At 65.1% G+C, this 20860-nt stretch carries 16 protein-coding genes; 11 read left to right on the top strand and 5 right to left on the bottom strand.

Features of this window, described 5'->3' with window-relative positions; translation table 11 throughout:
• Positions 1-22 precede the first annotated feature (22 nt).
• The 11 genes from lhgO to HMPREF3173_RS12100 all read left to right on the top strand — a co-directional run bounded on the left by lhgO (position 23) and on the right by HMPREF3173_RS12100 (position 15115).
• Complete coding sequence (gene lhgO / locus HMPREF3173_RS12150; protein WP_070573359.1) at positions 23-1216, top strand: L-2-hydroxyglutarate oxidase; 1194 nt, start codon at positions 23-25, stop codon at positions 1214-1216.
• 43 nt (positions 1217-1259) lie between these two features.
• Positions 1260-2588, top strand: coding sequence for an MFS transporter (locus HMPREF3173_RS12145; protein WP_070573357.1), 1329 nt, complete (start codon positions 1260-1262; stop codon positions 2586-2588).
• Positions 2589-2788: 200 nt separating this feature from the next.
• A complete protein-coding gene (locus HMPREF3173_RS12140; protein ID WP_043206762.1) occupies positions 2789-3748 on the top strand; it encodes an AAA family ATPase in 960 nt (319 codons plus the stop codon).
• Positions 3749-3752: 4 nt separating this feature from the next.
• On the top strand, positions 3753-4697 hold the full coding sequence (locus HMPREF3173_RS12135; RefSeq protein ID WP_070573425.1) for a DUF58 domain-containing protein: 945 nt from the start codon (positions 3753-3755) through the stop codon (positions 4695-4697).
• Positions 4694-5188, top strand: coding sequence for a DUF4381 domain-containing protein (locus HMPREF3173_RS12130; RefSeq protein WP_070573355.1), 495 nt, complete (start codon positions 4694-4696; stop codon positions 5186-5188). Before HMPREF3173_RS12135 ends, HMPREF3173_RS12130 begins: the two co-directional genes overlap by 4 nt.
• On the top strand, positions 5181-6257 hold the full coding sequence (locus tag HMPREF3173_RS12125; protein WP_043206765.1) for a vWA domain-containing protein: 1077 nt from the start codon (positions 5181-5183) through the stop codon (positions 6255-6257). The genes HMPREF3173_RS12130 and HMPREF3173_RS12125 overlap by 8 nt, the downstream gene beginning before the upstream one ends.
• On the top strand, positions 6254-7972 hold the full coding sequence (locus HMPREF3173_RS12120; protein ID WP_070573353.1) for a tetratricopeptide repeat protein: 1719 nt from the start codon (positions 6254-6256) through the stop codon (positions 7970-7972). Before HMPREF3173_RS12125 ends, HMPREF3173_RS12120 begins: the two co-directional genes overlap by 4 nt.
• Positions 7969-9594 carry a BatD family protein gene (locus tag HMPREF3173_RS12115; protein ID WP_070573351.1) on the top strand — a complete coding sequence of 542 codons (1626 nt, stop codon included), beginning with the start codon at positions 7969-7971 and terminating at the stop codon, positions 9592-9594. The genes HMPREF3173_RS12120 and HMPREF3173_RS12115 overlap by 4 nt, the downstream gene beginning before the upstream one ends.
• A 51-nt stretch (positions 9595-9645) precedes the next feature.
• A complete protein-coding gene (locus tag HMPREF3173_RS12110) occupies positions 9646-10884 on the top strand; it encodes an exonuclease SbcCD subunit D C-terminal domain-containing protein (RefSeq protein WP_070573347.1) in 1239 nt (412 codons plus the stop codon).
• Positions 10881-14525, top strand: a complete 3645-nt coding sequence (locus HMPREF3173_RS12105; RefSeq protein ID WP_070573345.1) for an AAA family ATPase — start codon at positions 10881-10883, stop codon at positions 14523-14525. The genes HMPREF3173_RS12110 and HMPREF3173_RS12105 overlap by 4 nt, the downstream gene beginning before the upstream one ends.
• Positions 14522-15115, top strand: coding sequence for a glutathione S-transferase (locus HMPREF3173_RS12100; protein ID WP_070573343.1), 594 nt, complete (start codon positions 14522-14524; stop codon positions 15113-15115). Before HMPREF3173_RS12105 ends, HMPREF3173_RS12100 begins: the two co-directional genes overlap by 4 nt.
• 302 nt (positions 15116-15417) lie before the next feature.
• Here HMPREF3173_RS12100 and HMPREF3173_RS12095 read toward each other — a convergent pair whose 3' ends face one another.
• From HMPREF3173_RS12095 to HMPREF3173_RS12075, 5 genes are all read right to left on the bottom strand, one after another.
• The gene (locus HMPREF3173_RS12095) at positions 15418-15597 is read right to left on the bottom strand and encodes a hypothetical protein (protein ID WP_043206774.1); all 180 of its coding nucleotides are present in this window, start codon (positions 15595-15597) and stop codon (positions 15418-15420) included.
• 123 nt (positions 15598-15720) lie between these two features.
• The gene (locus tag HMPREF3173_RS12090) at positions 15721-16812 is read right to left on the bottom strand and encodes a lactonase family protein (protein ID WP_070573342.1); all 1092 of its coding nucleotides are present in this window, start codon (positions 16810-16812) and stop codon (positions 15721-15723) included.
• A 4-nt stretch (positions 16813-16816) separates the two neighbouring features.
• The gene (locus HMPREF3173_RS12085; protein WP_043206779.1) at positions 16817-17104 is read right to left on the bottom strand and encodes a DUF5629 family protein; all 288 of its coding nucleotides are present in this window, start codon (positions 17102-17104) and stop codon (positions 16817-16819) included.
• A gap of 104 nt (positions 17105-17208) precedes the next feature.
• The gene (locus HMPREF3173_RS12080) at positions 17209-19611 is read right to left on the bottom strand and encodes an efflux RND transporter permease subunit (protein WP_070573340.1); all 2403 of its coding nucleotides are present in this window, start codon (positions 19609-19611) and stop codon (positions 17209-17211) included.
• Entirely contained in the window at positions 19608-20636 is a 1029-nt protein-coding gene (locus HMPREF3173_RS12075; protein WP_070573338.1) for a WD40/YVTN/BNR-like repeat-containing protein, read from the bottom strand. Before HMPREF3173_RS12075 ends, HMPREF3173_RS12080 begins: the two co-directional genes overlap by 4 nt.
• Positions 20637-20860 lie beyond the last annotated feature (224 nt).

The raw sequence follows: 20860 nt of genomic DNA, 5'->3' as shown, positions 1-20860 counted from the left end.
AGAACACCAAGGTATCCCCTGCATGACTTACGACTACTGCATCATCGGCGGCGGCATCGTCGGCCTCGCCACCGCCATGGCCCTGCTCGAACAGCGCCCCGGCGCCTCGTTGCTGATCCTCGAGAAGGAAACCAGCCTCGGTCTTCACCAGACCGGCCACAACAGCGGCGTGATCCATGCGGGCATCTACTACGCACCAGGTAGTCTCAAGGCCGACCTGTGCAAACGCGGCGCCCAGGCCACCAAGGACTTCTGCACCGAGCACGGCATCGCTTTCGAGGTCTGCGGCAAACTGCTGGTGGCCTCGAACGATCTGGAAATGCAGCGCATGCACGCGCTGTACGAGCGCTCACAGCAGAACGGGCTGAAGGTCGAGCGCCTGGACGCCGCCGAACTCAAGCGCCGCGAGCCGAACATCGTCGGCAAGGGCGCGCTGTTTCTCGATGCCACCGGCATCGTCGACTACAAGCAGGTGTGCGACGCCATGGCCCGGGTCATCCAGAAGGCCGGCGGTCACGTTCGTCTGGCCACCACCGTGCGGGCGATCCAGGAACAGGGCGACTACGTGGAGGTGAGCAGCGACAGCCAAAGCTGGCGCGCCCGCCAGCTGGTCGCCTGCGCCGGCTTGCAGTCCGACCGCCTGGCGCGCCTGGCCGGAGTGAAGATCGACCACCAGATCATCCCGTTCCGCGGTGAGTATTACCGCCTGCCGGCGAGCAAGAACCAGATCGTCAACCACCTGATCTACCCGATCCCTGACCCGGACCTGCCGTTCCTTGGCGTGCACCTGACACGCATGATCGACGGCAGCGTCACCGTCGGCCCCAACGCGGTGCTGGGCCTGGGCCGGGAGAATTACCGCAAGTTCTCGGTGAACTGGCGCGATGTGGCCGAGTACGCGCGCTTCCCGGGCTTCTGGAAAACGATCTGGAATAACCTGGGCTCGGGCACCACTGAAATGAAGAACTCGCTGTTCAAGCGAGGCTACCTGGAGCAGTGCCGCAAGTACTGTCCGCAACTGGAGGTAGAAGACCTGCTGCCGTATGAGGCCGGCATCCGCGCCCAGGCGGTCATGCGCGACGGCACCCTGGTGCACGACTTCCTGTTCGCCGAGACCCCACGCATGGTGCATGTCTGCAACGCACCCTCGCCTGCAGCCACCTCCGCCATCCCTATTGGCCAGATGATCGCCGCGAAGATCCTCAAGGCCCGCTGAAACCCCTGCATAGCCCACTACAAAGACAATAAGGAAACCTCAGATGTCGGTACACGAGGCGGCCCTGGCCGCGACCGAAACCCCGGACCAGCAGCGCAAACGCCTGCGCAAGGTGGCAGCAGCGACCATCTTCGGCTCGATGCTGGAGTGGTATGACTTCTACCTGTACGCCACCATGGCAGCGATCGTCTTCTCGAAGATCTTCTTCGATGCCAGCAACCCGGCCGTGGCCTCGCTGCTGGCGTTCTCCACCTTCGCCATCGGCTTCATCGCCCGCCCCTTCGGCGGCGTACTGTTCGGCTACCTGGGCGACCGCTTCGGGCGCAAACAGGTGCTGGTGATCACCTTCTGCATGATGGGCATTTGCACGGCCCTGATCGGCCTGATTCCCAGTTACGCCAGCATTGGCATCTGGGCCCCGATCATCCTGGTGGTGATCCGCATCATCCAAGGCCTGGGCGCGGGCGCCGAATTGTCCGGCGCGGCGGTCACCTCCTACGAGCACGCCAGCGAAGGCAAGCGCGGCAGCCAGGGTGCCTGGCCGGCACTGGGCCTGAACCTGGGTCTGCTGCTGTCGTCGCTGACCGTGTATCTGCTGACCATGAACGGCAATGAATTCCTGCTCGCCGGCGGCTGGCGCATCCCGTTCATCGCCAGCATCGCACTGGTCGGCATCGGCTTGTGGGTGCGCAAGAGCATCCCTGAGACCCCGGATTTCAAGAAGCTCGACCAGGCCAAGGACAAACCCCAGGTCTCGCCGCTCAAGCTGCTGTTCAAACATGACCTCAAGGGCCTGGCGGTGGTGTTCTTCGTAGCCATCGGCTACAACGCACTGAGTTATATCTTCAAGACCTTTTCCCTGGCCTACCTGACCCAATTCAAGGGCGTCGAGGCCCATGTCACTTCGCTGTCGGTGACCATTGCCAGCCTGGTGGCAATCTTCACCGTGCCGTTGTTCGGCTGGCTGTGCGACAAATGGAGCAGCAAGACCGTACTGATGCTTGGCGGTGTGCTGTCGGCAGTGTTCGCCTACCCCTTCCTGCAATTGCTGAGCACGGGCGAGCCGACCCTGATCTACATTGCCATCGCGATCGGTACCGGCATCCTCGCGCCCATGATGTTCGCCCCTCAGGGCTCGTTCCTCAGTCGACAGTTCCCAGCCCAGACGCGCTCTTCGGGCTTTGGTACCGGCCGCGAGATCGGCACGGCCGTGGCCGGCGGCCTGGCGCCACTGGGCGGACTGGCCCTGGTGGCCGGATCGGCCACCCATTCCACTGACGGTGTGGCACTGATTTTGGCGATCTCTGGCGTATTGGTGGTGGTCTTTGCCCTGTTCGACCAAGGGCGCAAGCATTCCAGCGCGAAGAACTGACGCGCACTGGCGGCCCGATCGCAGCCAACCCACGATCGGGCCGAGCCACCCCGTTGAACTGCCTCGGCTTCACCGGACAGCCCTGCAAGAAAAATCCACGCCGCCATTGGTCGGCATGGGCCTGGATGGATTAAAGTATCACCCCCTGCCCGGACGCCGCTGTACCAGCACGCCAGGCCCATTTCCAGGAACCGTCGACGATGGAACACCGTGAGGCGCTGATCGCGCTGCGCACCTTTCTTTCCTCCCAGATCCTTGGCCAGGAGAAGCTGGTCGAACGCCTGCTGATCGTGCTGCTGGCCGACGGCCACATGCTGGTCGAAGGCGCACCGGGCCTGGCCAAGACCAAGGCCATCAAGGAACTGGCCGAAGGTATCGAAGCGCAGTTCCACCGCATCCAGTTCACCCCCGACCTGCTCCCGGCCGACATCACCGGCACCGAAATCTATCGCCCGGAAACCGGCAGCTTCGTGTTCCAGCAGGGGCCGATCTTCCATAACCTGGTGCTGGCCGACGAAATCAACCGCGCACCGGCCAAGGTGCAGTCAGCGTTGCTCGAAGCCATGGCCGAGCGCCAGGTCAGCGTCGGGCGCAGCACCTACGAGCTGTCGCCGCTGTTCCTGGTCATGGCCACCCAGAACCCGATCGAACAGGAAGGTACCTATCCCCTGCCCGAGGCCCAGCTCGACCGCTTCCTGATGCACGTGAAGATCGGCTTCCCGGATGCCGCCGTGGAACGGCGCATCCTCCAGCAGGCCCGCGGCGAGGCGCTCGGCGGCGAGGTCAAGCCGGAGCGGCGGGTCAGCCAGCAGGCGATCTTCGCCGCGCGCAAGGAAATCCTCGGCCTGTACATGGCCGACGCCGTGGAGGAGTACCTGGTGCAGTTGGTGATGGCCACCCGCACACCGGCCAAGTTCGACGCCGAGTTGGCCGACTGGATCGCCTATGGCGCCAGCCCGCGCGGCTCGATCGCCCTGGACCGCTGCGCCCGCGCCCACGCCTGGCTGGCCGGGCGTGATTTCGTCAGCCCCGAGGACATCCAGGCAGTGCTGTTCGACGTGCTGCGCCACCGCATCATCTTGTCCTTCGAGGCGGAAGCGGCGGGGATCGACCAGGACCGGGTGGTCCAGCGCATCCTCGACGTTGTCGCTGTCGCCTGACCCCATGCCCACCGCGCACCTGACCGAACCCGGCATCCGCATCGGCCTTGCCGAGTTGATCGACATGCGTCACCGCGTGCGCGAAATCCAGCTGTTTTCCCGGCCCGGCCAGCGCAGCCCGCTGGTGGGCCTGCACCACTCCAAGCTGCGCGGACGCGGCGTGGACTTCGACCAGGTGCGGGTCTACCAGGCCGGCGACGACGTGCGCAACATCGACTGGCGCGTCACCGCGCGCACCCAGGAGCCGCATACCAAGCTGTTCCACGAGGAGCGCGAACGGCCGATCTTCATCCTGGTCGAGCAGAGCCAACGCCTGTTCTTCGGCTCCGGACTGATGTTCAAGTCAGTCCTGGCGGCCCAGGCTGCGGCCCTGTTCGGCTGGGCCGCGCTGGGCCACAACGACCGCATCGGCGGACTGGTGTTCGGCGACAACGAACACCACGAGATCAAGCCCCGGCGCAGCAAACAAAGCCTGCTGCAGTTGCTCAACCGACTGGCCAAAGTGAACCAGTCGCTGCACACCGAGGCCGTGCCTCAGCCCGACAGCCTGGGCCTTGCCTTGCGCCGCGCCCGCGAGGTGCTGCGCCCAGGCAGCCTGGCCATCATCATCTGTGACGAACGCGCCTTGACCCCTGGTGTCGAGCAGCACCTGAGCATGCTCTCGCGCCACTGCGATCTGTTGCTGATGCCCGTCTCCGACCCGCTCGACCACGCGCTGCCGGCCGCCGGCTTGCTGCGTTTTGCCCAACGCAGTGCCCAATTGGAGCTCGACACCCTCGATGCCAACCTGCGCCAGGCCTACCGCCAGCAGGCCGAGGCGCGCATCGAGCGCTGGGAGCTGCTGGCGCAGAAGCTGCGGGTACTGTTGATGCCCTTGAGCACCCAGAGCGAGATGATCGAGCAACTGCGTGAGTACCTCAACGCCCAGCGCCCGGGGAACGGTCAATGAACCCGCTGGACCAGTTGCAACCCTTGATCGCGCCGCCGGCCGTGAGCCTGTGGCCGCCCGCGCCGGGCTGGTGGGGGCTGCTCGCCCTGCTGCCCCTGCTCGGCTGGGGGCTGTGGCGACTGCGCCACTGGCGTCCGGCCAAACCCCGAGTGGTGCGCGCCGAGCAGCCGCTGGACCCCATCCGCCTGGAAGCACTGGCCGAACTGGCTCGCCTGCCCCGCCCCTACGACGGCGCACCTGCCGGCGCCTGGCTGCAGCACATCAACGCGCTGCTCAAACGCCTGTGCCGCAACCACTACCCCGGCGCCAACAGCCACACGCTCAACGGCCGTCAGTGGCTGGCGTTTCTAGACAACCGCTGCCCGGCCGCAGGCCTGACTCGATGGATGGTGCTGGTCGAAGGCGCCTACAAACCCGAGTGCAAGCTCGACGACAAGGCCATCGCCGGGCTCGCCCAGGCGGTCGAAATCTGGATCCGCAAGCATGTTTGAGCTGGCCTGGCCGTGGGTCTTCTTGCTGTTACCGTTGCCTTGGCTCGCGCGCCTGGTGCTGCCGGCTGCCGACAGCGGCGAGCCGGTGCTCAAGGTGGGCTTTCTCGATGAACTCGAAGGCCTGGCCGGGCGCCGTGCCCGCCTGAATTTGCCGACCTGGCGCCAGCAGGCGCCCTTCGTGACGATCTGGCTGCTCCTGCTGCTGGCCGCTGCCCGTCCCCAATGGCTCGGCGATCCGGTGCCGGTGGCGGCCAGCGGTCGCGACCTGCTGGTGGCGGTGGATGTGTCCGGCTCGATGGACTTTCCCGACATGCAGTGGAAGGACGACGAAATCAGCCGCCTGGACCTGGTCAAGGCGCTGCTCGGCGATTTTCTCCAGGACCGCGAGGGCGACCGGGTCGGCTTGATCCTGTTCGGCAGCGAAGCCTACCTGCAGGCGCCGCTGACTTTTGACCGACGCACCGTGCGCACCTTTCTCGACGAGGCGCAGATCGGCATCGCCGGCAAGAACACCGCCATCGGCGACGCCATTGGCCTGGCGGTCAAACGCCTGCGCCAGCGTCCGGCGCAGAGCCGGGTGCTGGTGCTGATCACCGACGGAGCCAACAACGGTGGGCAGATCCACCCGCTCACCGCCGCCCGCCTGGCCGCCCAGGAAGGCGTGCGCATCTACACCATCGGCATCGGTGCCAACCCCGAAGCCAGCGGTACGCCAGGGTTGCTGGGCCTGAACCCGAGCCTGGACCTGGACGAAGCCTCGCTCAAAGAGATCGCCGAACTGACCCAGGGGGCCTACTTCCGCGCCCATGACGGCGCCGAGCTGGTCGCGATCGGCGATACCCTCGACCAGCTCGAACCGGTGGCCCAGCAACCGACCCAGGCACGCACCGCCAAAGCCCTCTACGCCTGGCCGCTGGCCTTGGCATTGCTCTTGAGTGTGCTGCTGGTGGTCGCCGTGCAATGGCCGGACAACCTCTTCCAACGCCTGCTGCGCCGACCGCGCTTTCTACAGCCGCACCCGGAATGGCGTCAGCGCCTCAAGCGCCTGCGTCTGAGGAGGCGGCGATGATCGAATTCTGGCCGCAATGGCTGCGCCCTCTCTGGCTGCTGGTGATCCCTCTGCTCGGCTGGCTGCTGTTCAAGCTCTGGCACCGGCGCAAGCGCGCCGGGCGCTGGCAGCTGATCCTGCCCGTGCAATTCCATGGTGTGCTGCTCGGCGGCGGCAACGGCCAGACCAGCAAGTTGCCGTGGATCGCCCTGGGCCTGGCCTGGCTGTTGGTGGTCCTGGCCTTGCTCGGCCCAAGCTGGCAACGCCTGGAAGAAACCCGCCAGCGCCCCGCCGACCCGCTGGTGATCCTGCTCGAGCTGACCCCACAGATGCTCGCCGAAGACAGCACGCCCAACCGCCTGGAGCAGGCCCGCCGCAAGATCTTCGACCTGCTCGAGCATCGTCGCGACAGCCAGACCGCCCTGGTGGTGTATGCCGGCAGCGCGCATACCCTGGTGCCGCTGTCCGATGACCTGGGTACCACCCGCAACCTGCTGGAGGCGGTCGATCCGTCGATCATGCCGCAGCCCGGCCAACGGGCCGACCTGGCCGTGCAGAAAGGCCTTGCCCTGCTCGCCCAGAGCGGCCTGGGCCAGGGGCGCCTGTTGCTGATCGGCTCGGCGCTGAGCGACGCCGAACGCAGCGGCATACTCAAGGCCCTGGGCCGCCAGGGCCCCAGCCTGCTGATGCTCGGAATCGGCAGCAGCGAGGGCGCACCGGTGCGTCAGGCCAACGGCGAATACCTCAAGGACGATCAGGGCGGCATTCTCCTGCCCCGCCTGGACAGCGCCAGTCTCAAAGCCTTCATCAACGGCACCGGTGGACGTTACCGCCACGCCCGCATCGATGACCTGGACCTGCGTGGCCTGGGGCTGTTCGATAACCCTCACGCCCTGCGCAGCAACGGCCAGACCGTGCAACTGGACAGCTGGGCGGACCAAGGCTACTGGCTGCTGCTGCCCTTGCTCGTGCTGGCCGCCTGCGCCGGTCGGCGCGGTTGGCTGTTCTGCCTGCCGCTACTGCTGGCCTTGCCGCAACCGAGCCAGGCCTTCGAATTCAACGACCTGTGGCTGCGCCCGGACCAGCAAGGCCAGCGCCTGCTCGAGCAACAACACCCTGCCGACGCTGCCCGGCACTTCGAAGACCCGCAGTGGCGCGGCATGGCGCTGTACCAGGCGGGCGACTATGAAGCAGCAGCCAAGGCCTTCGCCCAAGGCAGCAGCGCCGCAGCCCACTACAATCGAGGCAATGCCTTGGCCCGCGCCGGTGAGCTGGAAGCCGCGCTGGATGCTTACGAGCAGGCCCTGGAACGTCAACCCGACCTGCAGCCGGCCCTGGACAACCAGGCGTTGGTCCAGCAATTGTTGCAGCAACGCCAGGCCAAGGCCGAGGAACAACCGGCCGGCAGCGAGTCCGAAGGTACCCCCGGCAACGAGACCGAGGGCAACAGCAGCTCAGCGTCCAGCCCAGCCCAAGGCACACCTGGCAGCGATGAGCAGGCCTCCTCCCAGGCCCAGGGCGAGAACGCAAGCAATGCGCAAGGGCCAGGCAGCTCGCAACCTGGCGATGACGACAGCACCACCCAGCCGCCGCAGCGGCCGGTCTCCACCAGCCTGGATGCCGAACAGCGCCAGGCCCTGGAGCAATGGTTGCGGGAAATCCCCGACAACCCGGCCCAGCTGCTGCGGCGCAAATTCTGGTATGAACAGCAATTGCATCAGGACACTTCACGATGAGTCGCCTCGGCGTCTTTCTATTCAGCCTGCTGTGGCTTCTCCAGGCCCAGGCCCAACCGACCCTGCAGGCCAGCGTCGACCGCACTCGCCTGCAGGCCGGCGAAACCTTCGAGCTGACCCTGGAAAGCCAAGACGTCACACAGTTCGGCAAGCCCGACCTGCGCGCCCTGGAAGGCGACTTCGAAGTGCGTGGCACCCGCCAGCTCAACAGCCTGCACACCCTTGACGGAGAGACCCGCGCGAGCACCCGCTGGATCATCACCCTGCTGCCCAAGCGCAGTGGCAGCTTGCGTATCCCCGAGCTGCAACTGGGCCAGTCGCAGAGCCAAGCCATCGAGCTGCAAGTACTGCAAGCCGATGCCAGCCGTCCCGAAAGCGCCTCCCAGGTCTTCGTCGAGGCCAGCCTGGACAGCCCAGAGGTGTACGTCCAGGCCCAGGCCGTGTTGACCCTGCGCATCTATCACTCGGTGTCGCTGTACGACGACAGCAGCCTGAGCCCTTTGCAACTGGACAACGCCAAGGTCGAGCCACTGGGCGAATCGCGCACCTATGAAAAGGAAATCAACGGCGTACGCCACGGCGTGATCGAGACCCGCTATGCGATCTACCCGCAACAAAGCGGCACCCTGGAGCTCCCGGCACTGACCTTCACCGCCACCGCCGCCGACAATGGCGGGCAGCCGGCCGGAACCCCGCGTGTGGGTCGCCAGGTCCAGGTGAGCTCGTTGCCACTGCAGTTGAAGGTGCGGCCGATCCCCGGCGCCTGGCCTGCCGACCAACCCTGGCTGCCGACGCGAAGCCTGACCCTGGAAGAACACTGGAGCCCGGACCCAAGCAACCAGCAGACGCAGATCGGCGACTCCCTGACCCGCAGCATCACCTTGCGCGCCGAGGGGCTGTCCAGCACCCAGCTACCGCCTTTGCCAGCTACCGAGATCCACGGTTTGCGCCGTTATCCGGACCAACCTGTACTGCGCAATGAAATCAGCGAACGGGGCATGACCGCCAATCGCGAGGAGCGCGAGGCACTGGTCCCGACCCACAGCGGCGCCCTGGCCCTGCCTGCACTGGAAATTACTTGGTGGAATACCCGCGAAGACCATTTGGAGCACAGCAGCCTGCCGGCGCGCACCCTGCAAGTGGAAGACAACCCGGCCCTGAGCGCCGACACGCCGGTCGGCGACAGCAGTGCCAGCAATGCTCGCGTGTGGCCCTGGCAGCTCGCGACCCTGGTGCTGGCGCTGACCACCCTGCTGGGCTTCGCCCTGTGGTGGCGCGCACGCTCGCAGCCGGCGGTGCTGCGGGCCACCCAAAGCGGTCCGAGCCCGCGCAGCCTGCTGGACGATCTCAAGCGCGCCTGCCAGGCCAACGACCCCCAGGCCACTCGTCAGGCGCTTGACGCCTGGGCACGCCAGCAGCCGGAAACCCTGGCCGAGATGGCCGCCCGTTTCGTACCCTTGTCCGATGCCTTGGATGGGCTCAATGGCGCCTTGTACAGCGAAAGCGGCCAGTACTGGCAAGGCGACGAACTGTGGCGCGCCATCGGCACCATCCCACCGGCCGAGCAGGTTCTGACGCCTTCGGGCGAGACAGGCAGCCTGCCGCCGCTTTACCCCAAATAACCTTCAGCGCGTGGTCCTCGACTCCACGCCTGCATGCTTGCGGAAATTTCAATGCGTCTGTTTCACACCTCCGACTGGCACCTGGGCCAAAGCCTGCACGGCCAGGAACGCGACTTCGAACATGCCTGCTTCCTCGACTGGCTGCTCGGCCAACTGCGCCTGCGCCAACCCGACGCCTTGTTGATCGCCGGCGACATCTTCGACACGGTCAACCCACCGGTCAAAGCCCAGGAGCGGCTCTACGACTTCATCGTCCAGGCCCATGAGCAACAGCCCAAGCTCGACATCGTGATGATCGCCGGCAACCACGATTCCGGCTCGCGGATCGAACTGCCGGCTGCCTTGATGCGGCGCCTGCGTACTCACGCGCTGGGCCGTGTGCATTGGCTCGATGAAGGCCAGCTGGACGCCGAGCGCCTGCTGATTCCGCTGACCAATGCCCGCGGCAAGGTCTGCGCCTGGTGTTTGGCCCTGCCATTCCTGCGCCCGGCGGAAGTCACCGGCCCACAGCTGGGCGACGATTACCTGCAAGGCATTACCCAGGTGCACCAGCAACTGATCGCCGCAGCCCAGGCCAAGCGCAAGAAAGACCAGGCCCTGGTCGCCATCAGCCATGCGCACATGGCCGGAGGCGCAGTTTCGGAAGATTCCGAGCGCAGCCTGATCATCGGCAACGCCGAGGCCCTGCCGGCGCGTCTGTTCGACAAAGCCATCAGCTATGTCGCCCTGGGCCACCTGCACAAACCGCAACGGGTCAACCGTGAGCAGCGCATCCGCTACAGCGGCTCACCGATTCCGTTGTCGTTCGCTGAAATCAACTACCCGCACCAGGTCTTGGAAATCGAGCTCGACGGCGCCGAACTGGTCAGCGTCGAGCCTCGTCCGATACCACGGGCCGTGGCCCTGCAACGCATCGGTCCGGCACCTTTGGGCGAGCTGCTGCAACAGCTGGCCGACCTGCCGGTGGTCGATCTTCTGGACGATCCCAACCGCCAGAGCTGGCTGGAAGTGCGGGTGCACCTGGACGAGCCGCAGCCAGACCTGCGCCAGCAGATCGAGAGTGCCCTGCAGGGCAAGGCCGTGCGTCTGGTGCGCATCAGCGCCGAATACGCTGGGCGCGACAGGCAGGACGAGGACGAGCACCCCTTCGTCGAGCTGTCGCAATTGACCCCGCAAGACCTGTTCAGTCGTGCCTGGGAACAGGCCTATGGCAACCCGGTCGATGAGCAGGCTCTGGCTGATTTCGCCCAGCTGCTGCAAGACGTCCAGTTGGAGGAGGCTCAGCCATGAAGATCCTTGCCATTCGCCTGAAAAACCTCGCCTCCTTGGCAGGCCCGATCGACATCGACTTCACTGCCGAGCCCCTGGCCAGCGCCGGCCTGTTCGCCATCACCGGCCCCACCGGCGCTGGCAAGAGCACCCTGCTCGATGCCCTGTGCCTGGCGCTGTTCGGCGCAGTCCCCCGCCTGGACGACATCGGCCGGGAGGCCAAGGTGCCCGACGCCGATGGCGAGATCCCGACCTCCGACCCACGCAACCTGCTGCGCAGAGGTACCGGCAGCGGCTATGCCGAGGTGGACTTCGTCGGCATCGACGGGCGCCGCTACCGCGCCCGCTGGGAAGCCAACCGCGCCCGCGAGAAAGCCAATGGCAAGCTGCAGCACAGCCGCCAGAGCCTGTACGACCTGGACAGCGAGCAACTGCTTGGCAGCGGCAAGAACGAATACAAGCAATTGGTCGAAGCACGCCTGGGCCTGAACTTCGAGCAGTTCACCCGCGCGGTGATGTTGGCCCAAAGCGAATTCGGCGCCTTCCTCAAGGCCGACGACAAAGAACGCAGCGAGCTGCTCGAAAAGCTCACCAACACCGCCATCTACACCCGCCTGGGCCAACGCGCCTTCACCAAGGCCAAAGAAACCGGCGAACGGCACAACGACCTGAAGAAGCAGGCCGAGCACCTGCTGCCCATGGACACCGAAGCCCGCGCCGCACTCGACCAGCAACTGGAGCAGGCCCAACAACAGTTCAAGGCCGACCAGGCGCGCCAGCGGCAACTGCAGCAACAACGCACCTGGCTTCAGGAGCAGCGCCAGTTGCAGGCCCAGCACACCGAGGCCCAACAGGCGCTGCACGCGGCCGAGCAACAGTGGCAGCAACTGGCCGAGCAGCGCCTGGACCTGCAGCGCCTGGAACGCCTCGCGCCGCAGCGCCACCAGTTCCATCGCCAGCAAGTACTGACCGCACAGTTGACCCCACTGGCTGCGGAGCTCGCCGACCAAGCCCGCCAGCAAGACGAACTGCAAGCCCGCATGGGCGAACTCGAGCAGGCGCTTGAAGGCGCGCGCCAAGCGCTTGCCCAGCGCCAAGCCCAGCACAGCGAAAACGCCCCACGCCTGCGCCAGGCCTTCGCTGCCCAGGACAGCCTGGCGCGCCTGAGCGAAGAACTGGCCGCCCAACGCGCCGCTGCCGAGCAGGCGGCCCAGGAGGTCGCCGACGGCCAGCAGCAATTGCAGCAGTTGGAGGAAAACCAGCAACGCAGTCTGCAAACCTTGGAGCAGATCGACGCGGCGCTCGCGCACAGTGAACAGCTGGCCGGGCTGACCGATGCCTGGCAGGCCTATCTGCCGCAGTTGAAGCAAGTGATGCTGGTGGGCGGCCGCCTGGCCAAGGGCCGCGAAGAGCTGCCGGGCCTGCAGGCCCAGGTCAGCCAGGCCAATGCGCAGTTGCAGTCCCAACGCGACAGCTTCGAGCTGTTGTTCCGCGAAGCCGGTGCCGAGCCCCAGGCGCTGGCCGAGCAGATCGACCTGCTGGGCGCGATGCTTCAGGACAACCGCAAGCAGCAACGCCAGGTCGAAGACTTGTCACGCTTGCATGGCCGCGAACAGGAACTGCGTCATACCCTGGCCAGCCTGCGCGAGCGCCAGCAGCAGGCCATGCAACAGCGCCAACAGCTCATCGGCCAAGGCACCGCCGCCAAGGCCGAGCTGGAAACCGCCGAACAGGCCCTCGCCCTGACCCGCCAGTTGCTGGAACGCCAGCGCCTGGCACGGACCAGCAGCGTCGAGGAGCTGCGCGCGCAACTGCGCGACGGCGAGCCCTGCCCTGTTTGCGGCAGCGCCGAGCATCCCTTCCACCAGCCCGAAGCCCTGTTGCAGAGCCTGGGCCGCCATGACCAGACCGAAGAAGACGCCGCCCGCACCCAAGTTGAAACCCTCAATAGCCAATTGGTGGAGCTGCGTACCCAACTGGGCGTGGTAAACGCCCAGCTCAAGGACTACCAGCAGCAACAGGTACAGTTGGGCGAGCAACTGCAACCGATCCTCGAGCAGCTCCAGGCCCATGCCCTGTGGCCCGCCCTCGCACCGCAGGACGACAAAGCCCGCGGTGCTTGGCTCGACGGCCAGCTGCGCCGCCTGGATGAAGAGATCACCCGCGACGAGAAGCGCCAGGGCACCCTGCTCGCCCTGCAAAAAGACGCTGCCCGCCTGAACCAGCAGTTGCAGGCTGCCAGCGAAGCCCAGCAGCAGGCCCAGCGTCATCTCGAGCAACAACACCAGGCCCTGGGGGCCGATGAGCAACAGCTTGAGCAAAGTCTGAACGATCTGACCAACGTCCTGCCCGCAGACATCCTCCAGGCCCTGCGCGACGATCCGGCCAACGCCTTCCTCGGCCTCGACCAGCAGATCGCCCAGCGCCGCCAGCAGCTCGACCAGCGCAAGGACGAGCAGCAAGAACAACAGGCACGCCAGGTTCAGCTGGACAAGCTGCGCGACCAGCAGCAATTGCGCCTGAACACCCAGCAGCAGCTTCAACACAAGCTCGCCACCCTGGATGAACAGCGCCTGCAAGCCTTGGCCACCCTGGCTGAACTGCTCGGCGAACAACTCAGCGCCGAGGCCTGGCAACAGCACATGGACGCGCAACTGGAACACGCCCGCCTCGCCGAGACCGAGACCGCCGAGCGCTTGCAGGCGCTGCGCACCCAAGGTGTGCAACTGGCCGGCGAGCTCAAGGCCAGCCGCCAGCGCCAGCAGGCGCTGGAGCAGGAGTGCCAGCAGTTGCAGGGGCAGATCGCCCAATGGCGCAGCGAACATCCCGAACTGGACGACTCCGGTCTCGACCGCCTGCTGGCCATCGACGATGCCCAGCTCGGCGAATTGCGCCAGCGTCTGCAAACAGCGGAAAAAGCCATCGAGCAAGGCCGCGTGCTGTTGCAGGAGCGTGAACAGCGCCTGCAGCAGCACGTCGCCCAAGCCACCGGCGAAGTGGACCCCGAGTCTCTGGACGAAGCGCTGACCACCCTTGAGCAAGCCCTGGCCAGCCAGGAGCAGCAGTGCGCAGAACTGCGCGCCCGTCAGGCCGACGATCAGCGTCGCCAGCAAGCGCACCAGGCGTTGGCCAGCGAAATCGAGCAGGCCTATCACCAGTGGCAGCGCTGGGCACGTCTGAACACCCTGATCGGCTCGGCCTCGGGCGATGTCTTCCGCAAGATTGCCCAAGGCTACAACCTGGACTTGTTGCTGCATCACGCCAACAGCCAATTGCGCCAACTGGCCAAGCGCTATCGCCTCAAGCGCGGCGGCAGCGCCCTGGGCCTGCTGGTACTGGACACCGAGATGGGCGACGAGCTGCGGTCGGTGCATTCGCTCTCCGGCGGCGAAACCTTCCTGGTGTCCCTGGCCCTCGCCTTGGGCTTGGCGTCCATGGCCTCCAGCACCCTGCGCATCGAATCGCTGTTCATCGATGAGGGCTTCGGCAGCCTGGACCCGGAGTCCCTGCAACTGGCGATGGATGCCCTCGACGGCCTGCAGGCCCAGGGGCGCAAGGTGGCGGTGATTTCCCACGTACAGGAGATGCATGAGCGCATCCCAGTGCAGATCCAGGTGCGCCGCCAGGGCAATGGCCTGAGCGATGTGGAGGTGTGCGGGTGAAGCTCTATTCGTTCCGCCGCTGCCCCTGGGCCATGCGCGCACGCCTGGCCCTGCGCTATGCCGGTTGCGCGGTGGAGATTTGCGAAGTGGCGATGAAGAACAAGCCCGCCGAACTGCTGGCACTGTCGCCCAAGGGCACGGTGCCGGTGCTCGACACCGGTGACCAGGTGCTCGAAGAAAGCCTGGACATCATGCGCTGGGCCCTGGAGCAGCACGATCCGCAGGATTGGCGTCTGCAGGCCGCCCCTGCGGCGGCGACCCAGGCGCTGGAGCTGATTGCGCGCAACGACCAGACCTTCAAAGCCCAGGTGAACCTGTACAAGTACGCCGAACGTCACCCTGAACATTCGCGCGAGCACTATCGCCAGCAGGCCGAACCCTGGCTGGCGGAGCTGGAAGGATTGCTCGAAGGCCGTCCGTACCTGCTGGCAGAGCACCCGAGCCTGGCCGATGCCGCCCTGCTCCCCTTGATGCGTCAGTTTGCGGGGGTGGAACCGGCCTGGTTTGCCGGGGCACCGTACCCACGTGTGCGCACTTGGTTGCAGGGCTGGCTGGAATCAGACCTGTTCAAGGCCATCATGACCCGCTGAGGCCCTGTGTCTGCAGGGTGCCCATTCGCGGCGGCTCGACGCCTCGATAAGCCCGTCCCCACAGGTACAGCGGTGTGCTTGAGAGCACCGAAGGACCTGTGGGAGCGGGTTAAAACCCGCGAAGAGGCCGGCGCAGCAACTCGAGACCGACGTTTGTATCTTTCAGATAGCCAGGATCGGCGAAGAGAACAGCAACAGCACCACCGCCGCGATACGCCACATCATGCTCCACCTCCGGAGTCAAAAATACAGCGTCAAATTTAAACATATGGCGTTGTGCTACTACCACCCCCTTCTACGAATCAATGTGCGTGTTTTCCGCCCAGGGCTGCATGGAAATGCGCGCTTTGCTGCAGGTACTTTTCGGTATAGCTCTGGGTGACAGACGATTTGCCGCGCACTTCGACCTGAGCATGGGCAGGCAGGACGACAGAGGCGGAAATGGCGGAAGCGGCAATGACCGGGAAGAGATTGAAGTTCATGCGGGCTGTCCTCGACTTCGATGGTTTGACGATGGCCGTTGTTGGCCTTGGGTCAAACTTACGCCGTCAGGGAGGCCCGCAGAAATTCATTGCGCCAGTAGCGATTATCAAGCCGATTGATAGTCACTCGAGAAACTTGAGGTCCGACGGCGCGTCCTGGGACAGGGTCTGGACGGTCTCGCCGAGCTTGCCGCTGCGTGGGTCGCGGCGCATGACCACGATCTGGTTGCTCTTCTGGTTGGCCACCAGCAGGAAGTTGCCACTCGGATCGAGGGCGAACTCCCGGGGGTGGTCCCCCTCCACCGAGCGGCGCTGCAACAGGCTCAACTGGCCGTTATCCTTGCCCACCGCATACACCACGATCTCGTTGGCAGTGCCGCGGTTGCTGACATAGAGGAATCGGCCGTCGGCCGACAAGTGCAGCCCTCCGGACGCCTTGGCCGCAGCGTCCTGCTGCTCGGTCAGGGGCAGGCGCTGGCGTTCGATCAGGTTGCCGTCCTGGGCCTCGAACGTCACCACCTCGCCGCTCATTTCCAAGGTCAGGTAGGCGTACCGGCCCTTGGCGTCGAACAACAGATGACGCGGGCCGCTGCCGGCAGGCAAGGCCACCGAAGCGGGGATCGCCGGGCTCAAGGGATGCTGGGGGCTGGCACCGTCGTAGCGGTAGATGAATACCTTGTCGGCGCCCAGGTCGCTGGCGTACAGGTGGCGACCGTCGGGCGAAAGCACCACCGAGTGCACATGGGCACCGGCCTGACGTTCGGGATTGACCTTGCTCGGGGCATGGCGCAGCTGCTGGACCGCCTCCTTGAGCGTGCCGTCCCGTGCCACCGGGATCACCACCAGGCTCCCCCCCGGCACAGGTGCGACAGCGTAGTTGGCAATGAACAGGTAGCGCTGGTCATGACTGAGGCTGGCATGGGTCGGCTCGTCGCCACGGCTGGCCACCTGGTTGAGCGGTTTGATCTGACCCTGGGTGCCCAGCGAAAAACTGCTCACGTGGCCCTGGGGCGTTTCGTTGACCACGAACAGCAAGCGCTGGTCAGCCGAGAGCACCAGCCACGAGGGGCTCACGCTCTTGACCACCTGCAGCGGCGTGGGGTCGATCTGGCCGCTGCGGGTATCGAAGCTATAGCGATAGAGCCCCTGGCTGGTGCCATCGGTATAGCTACCGACTAACAGCACGCCTGCGTGTGCGTTGAACGTCAGGCCCATGAGACTAGCGGTCAGCAGGCTCTTCCAGATCTTCATCGTCGTCATCTTCCGAGGCGCGCAAGGCATCCATACAGACTAGCCGATGCTCACCGTCGGCATCGTCGAGCAGCCACTGATCGCCCTCGGCGACTGCGGCGGCGACTTGCTCTGGCGTGAAGCGCCAACGGCGCAGTTGACGACCGTCCATGCATTCGACCGACAGGCCATCGGCGTCGAAGGTGAAATCGAAGGCATGCAGCCCGTCGATCAGCAGCATGTCACAGGATTCGAGGGCAGTGGCAAGGGTGGTCATGGAAAGGTCCGCAGAGAAGTGGACCGGCATTATAGCCTCGGCGACGCGAGAGCTGTGGCCGCGAGTCACGCCTGCGAAGGGCCGCAAAGCGGCCCCCCTTCGGATCAATGCGCGAAGATCGACCCACCCGCCTTGCCCGCCAGCTTCTGCGGACGAATCAGGAACCGCGCCAGCGCCGGCAGCAGCCACAGCGCCCCGAACATGTTCCACAGCAACATGAAGGTCAGCATCAGGCCCATGTCCGCCTGGAACTTGATCGCCGAGAAGATCCAGGTGCACACCCCGATGGCCAGGCACAAGCCGGTGAACAGCACCGCCTTGCCGGTGGAGCGCAAGGTTTCGTAGTAGGCCTCCTGCAGCGGCAGCCCTGCCCGCAGGAAGCTCTCCAGACGGCTGTAGATGTAGATGCCGTAGTCCACGCCGATCCCCACGCCCAGGGCCACCACCGGCAAGGTGGCAACCTTGACGCCGATGCCCATGAAGGCCATCAGGGCGTTGCCCAGCACCGAGGTGAGCACCAGTGGCAAGACAATACACAGCGTTGCAGCGAACGAGCGGAAGGTGATCAGGCACATCACTGCCACGCACAGGTACACCAGCACCAGGATGGTCAGCTCGGCCGACTTGATCACTTCGTTGGTGGCCGCCTCGATGCCCGCGTTGCCGGCCGCCAGGAGGAACTGCAGGCCCTCTTTGTTATGGCTGTCGGCAAAGGCCTGGGCCGCCGCGGTCACCCGCTCCAGCGTCTCGGCCTTGTGGTCGTTGAGGAACACCAGCACCGGTGCCAGGGAGCAGTCGGCGTTGTACAGGCCATCGGCGCGGGCGATGGAGTTGTTGAGCACGTCCGGGTTGCGCGACAGGGTCTCCCATTTCAGGCTGCCCTCGTTCATGCCCTTGATCACCTGCTTGGACACGGTCACCAAGGAGATCGCCGACTGCACGCCGGGGGTGTTCTCCATGGTCCACATCAGCTCGTCGATCGGTGCCATGGTCGAATGGATCGAGCAGCTCTCGGCCGGGGTCTTGACCATGATCACCAACACGTCGGAGCTGGTGGAGTAATTGCTGATGATGAAGTTGTTGTCCTGGTTGTAGCGCGAGTCAGGACGCAGCTCCGGCGCGCCCTGGTCAAGGTCGCCGATCTTGAGGTTCTGGCTGTACCACAGGCCGCCGGCAAAAGCCACCAGGGCCAGGGCGATGGACACCGGGGCCACCTTGGGGCTGGCGAAGTTAGCCAGCAGACGCCAGAACGGGTGTTCACGGGTGGCGTCCTTCTTACTGCGGGCGATGGCCTTTTGGCTGATGCCTACGTAGGAAATCGCTACCGGTAACAGAATCAGGTTGGTGAAGACGATCACCGCCACGCCGATCGACGCACCGATGGCAAGCTCACGGATCACGCCGATGTCGATCACCAGCAAGGTGATGAAGCCCACGGCATCGGCCAGGATGGCGATCATGCCCGGCAGGAACAACTGCCGGAACGTGCGCCGGGCAGCGGTCAGGGCGTTGTCGGCTCCGCTCGACTGCAAGGCGATGCCGTTGATTTTCTGCACCCCGTGGGAGATGCCGATGGCGAAGATCAAGAACGGCACCAGCATCGAGTAGGGATCCAGCCCGAAGCCGACCGCATGCATCAGCCCCAACTGCCAGACCACGGCCACCAAGGTGGTGATGAGCACGGCGATGGTGCTGCGGATGCACCAGGTGAACCAGTACAACAGTGCCCAGGTGATGGCCAGGGCCACGCCGAAGAACATCACCACCATCACCAGACCGTCGATCAAGTCACCGACTTTCTTGGCGAAACCGACGATGTGGATCTTCACGTTGGGGTTCTGGGCCTGGAATTTGTCGCGAATCTTCTCTTCCAGCTGATGGGAAAACTGCTGGTAGTCAAGCTTGACCTGCTTGCTCTGGTCTTGAGGGTCCGGGTAACTCTCCATCAACGGCACGTCGACGATGCTGGACTTGAAGTTGTTGGCCACCAGACGCCCGACCTGGCCGGACTTGAGCACGTTGTCGCGCAGCTCGTCGAGGCTTTCGGCCGAGCCGTTGTAAGTGTTGGGGATCACCTCGCCGCCGGCGAAGCCGTCTTCGGTCACCTCGGTCCAGCGCACGCTCGGACTCCACAGCGACTTGAGCCCAGCCCGGTCGACGCCCGGAATGTAGAAGACCTCGTCATGGATCTGGCGCAGGGTCTCCATGTAGTCCTTGTCGAAGATGTCGCCATTGACCGCTTCCACCGAGATGCGCACGGTGTTGCCGAGGTTGGCCAGGTCATTGCGGTGCTCGAGCATCTGTTCGATGAACGGGTGCTGCAGCGGGATCATCTTCTCGAAACTGGTAGACGGGCGGATCTGCGTGGCCTGCCAGAACAGGAAGATGCTCACCAGCAGGCACTGGGCGATGACAGCCGGCCGATTGTTGAAGATCAGCCGCTCGAGCAAGGTCGCCTTGTCTTGATGATGGTGCTGGTGCATGTCGAAACTCTCCCGGCTGGTCATTGCTGCCCCTCCTCTGCGCCTTCGGCGGTGGCCAGGTGCACGCCCCCTTGGCCCACCAACAGCAGTCCGCCATTGGCAAGCTCCGCGGCGCCCGACAGGGCGAGACGGTCGGCGCGGTTGTAGACCGTGAAGCTCTGGCCGTCATCGCGACTGCGCAGTACCGTGCCACCATTGCCCACCAGAACCAGGCTGCCATCCTTGAGCAAGGTGGCGCTCGCCAGGCCGAACTCCAACGAGCCACGGGCAGCCTTGAGCGCGATCGGCTGCCAGGTATCGCCGAAATCAGTGGAACGGAACAGGTTGCCGCGCAGGCCGTAGGCCAGCAGCGTGCGGGGGTGAGCAGTGGCGATCACGCCGAACAGCGACCCCTCGTAGGGGCCTTCGACGCGCGACCAGCTCTGGCCGTTGTCGCTGGAACGGAACATGCTGCCCTGTTCGCCGACGATAAACAGGCCTGCATCCTTGATGCTGGCAATAGCGTTGAGGTGCAACTGATCGGGGTTGTCCAGCCGCTCGGCGATGTCCTGCCAGTGCTGGCCGCCATCGGTGGTCTCGATCAGGGCGCCATAGGCACCCACGGCAAATCCATGCTGGGCATCGAGGAAGGTCACGTCGAGCAATGGTGCTTCGCGCGCGAGGTCCTCGAACTGTTTGCTCCAGGTGGCGCCGCCATCGTTGGTGGTCAGCACCTGGGCGTCATGGCCGACCGCCCAGCCGCGCTTGTCGTCGAGGAAGAACACTGCCGTGAGCAACTGCCGGGTGGGCACCCGGGCCTGGGTCCAGGTCTTGCCCTGGTCGTCGGAGAACAGGATATGACCACGGTCGCCGACCACCACCAGCCGTTTACCGAGATTGGCGGCATCGATCAGCAGGCTCTGGCTGGCCCTGGCCGACTCCACCGAGTACTCCTCGGCAGCGGCGGCCTGGGCACCACCTGCTGCTGTCGACATGGCCAGCGCCAGCCACATGCTGGCCGCCAGTGGCCAGGCACCACGCCGGGCACGCGCCCTAATCCGGTCTCTCATGACCGCTCCCCTTTTGTGTTCTTGTAGTGGGTAAGCCTATTGGCAGGTGCTGCGAAAACCCTGTTCCAGAGCACTGCAATGGCTTTGGGGCCATCCTATCGGGGATATCGGCGGGAAAACAACGAGTGGGACGTTATGTTTTGTTAAGCAAAAGAAAGGGGCTGCTGCGCCCCATCGCAGGCTTCGCCAGCTCCCACCTAGGTTGATAGGAGCTGACGAAGCCT

It is taken from the genome of Pseudomonas sp. HMSC08G10, assembly GCF_001808425.1.
GTDB classification, from domain to species: Bacteria; Pseudomonadota; Gammaproteobacteria; order Pseudomonadales; family Pseudomonadaceae; genus Aquipseudomonas; species Aquipseudomonas guariconensis.
This window is presented reverse-complemented; position numbering and strand designations above follow the sequence as displayed.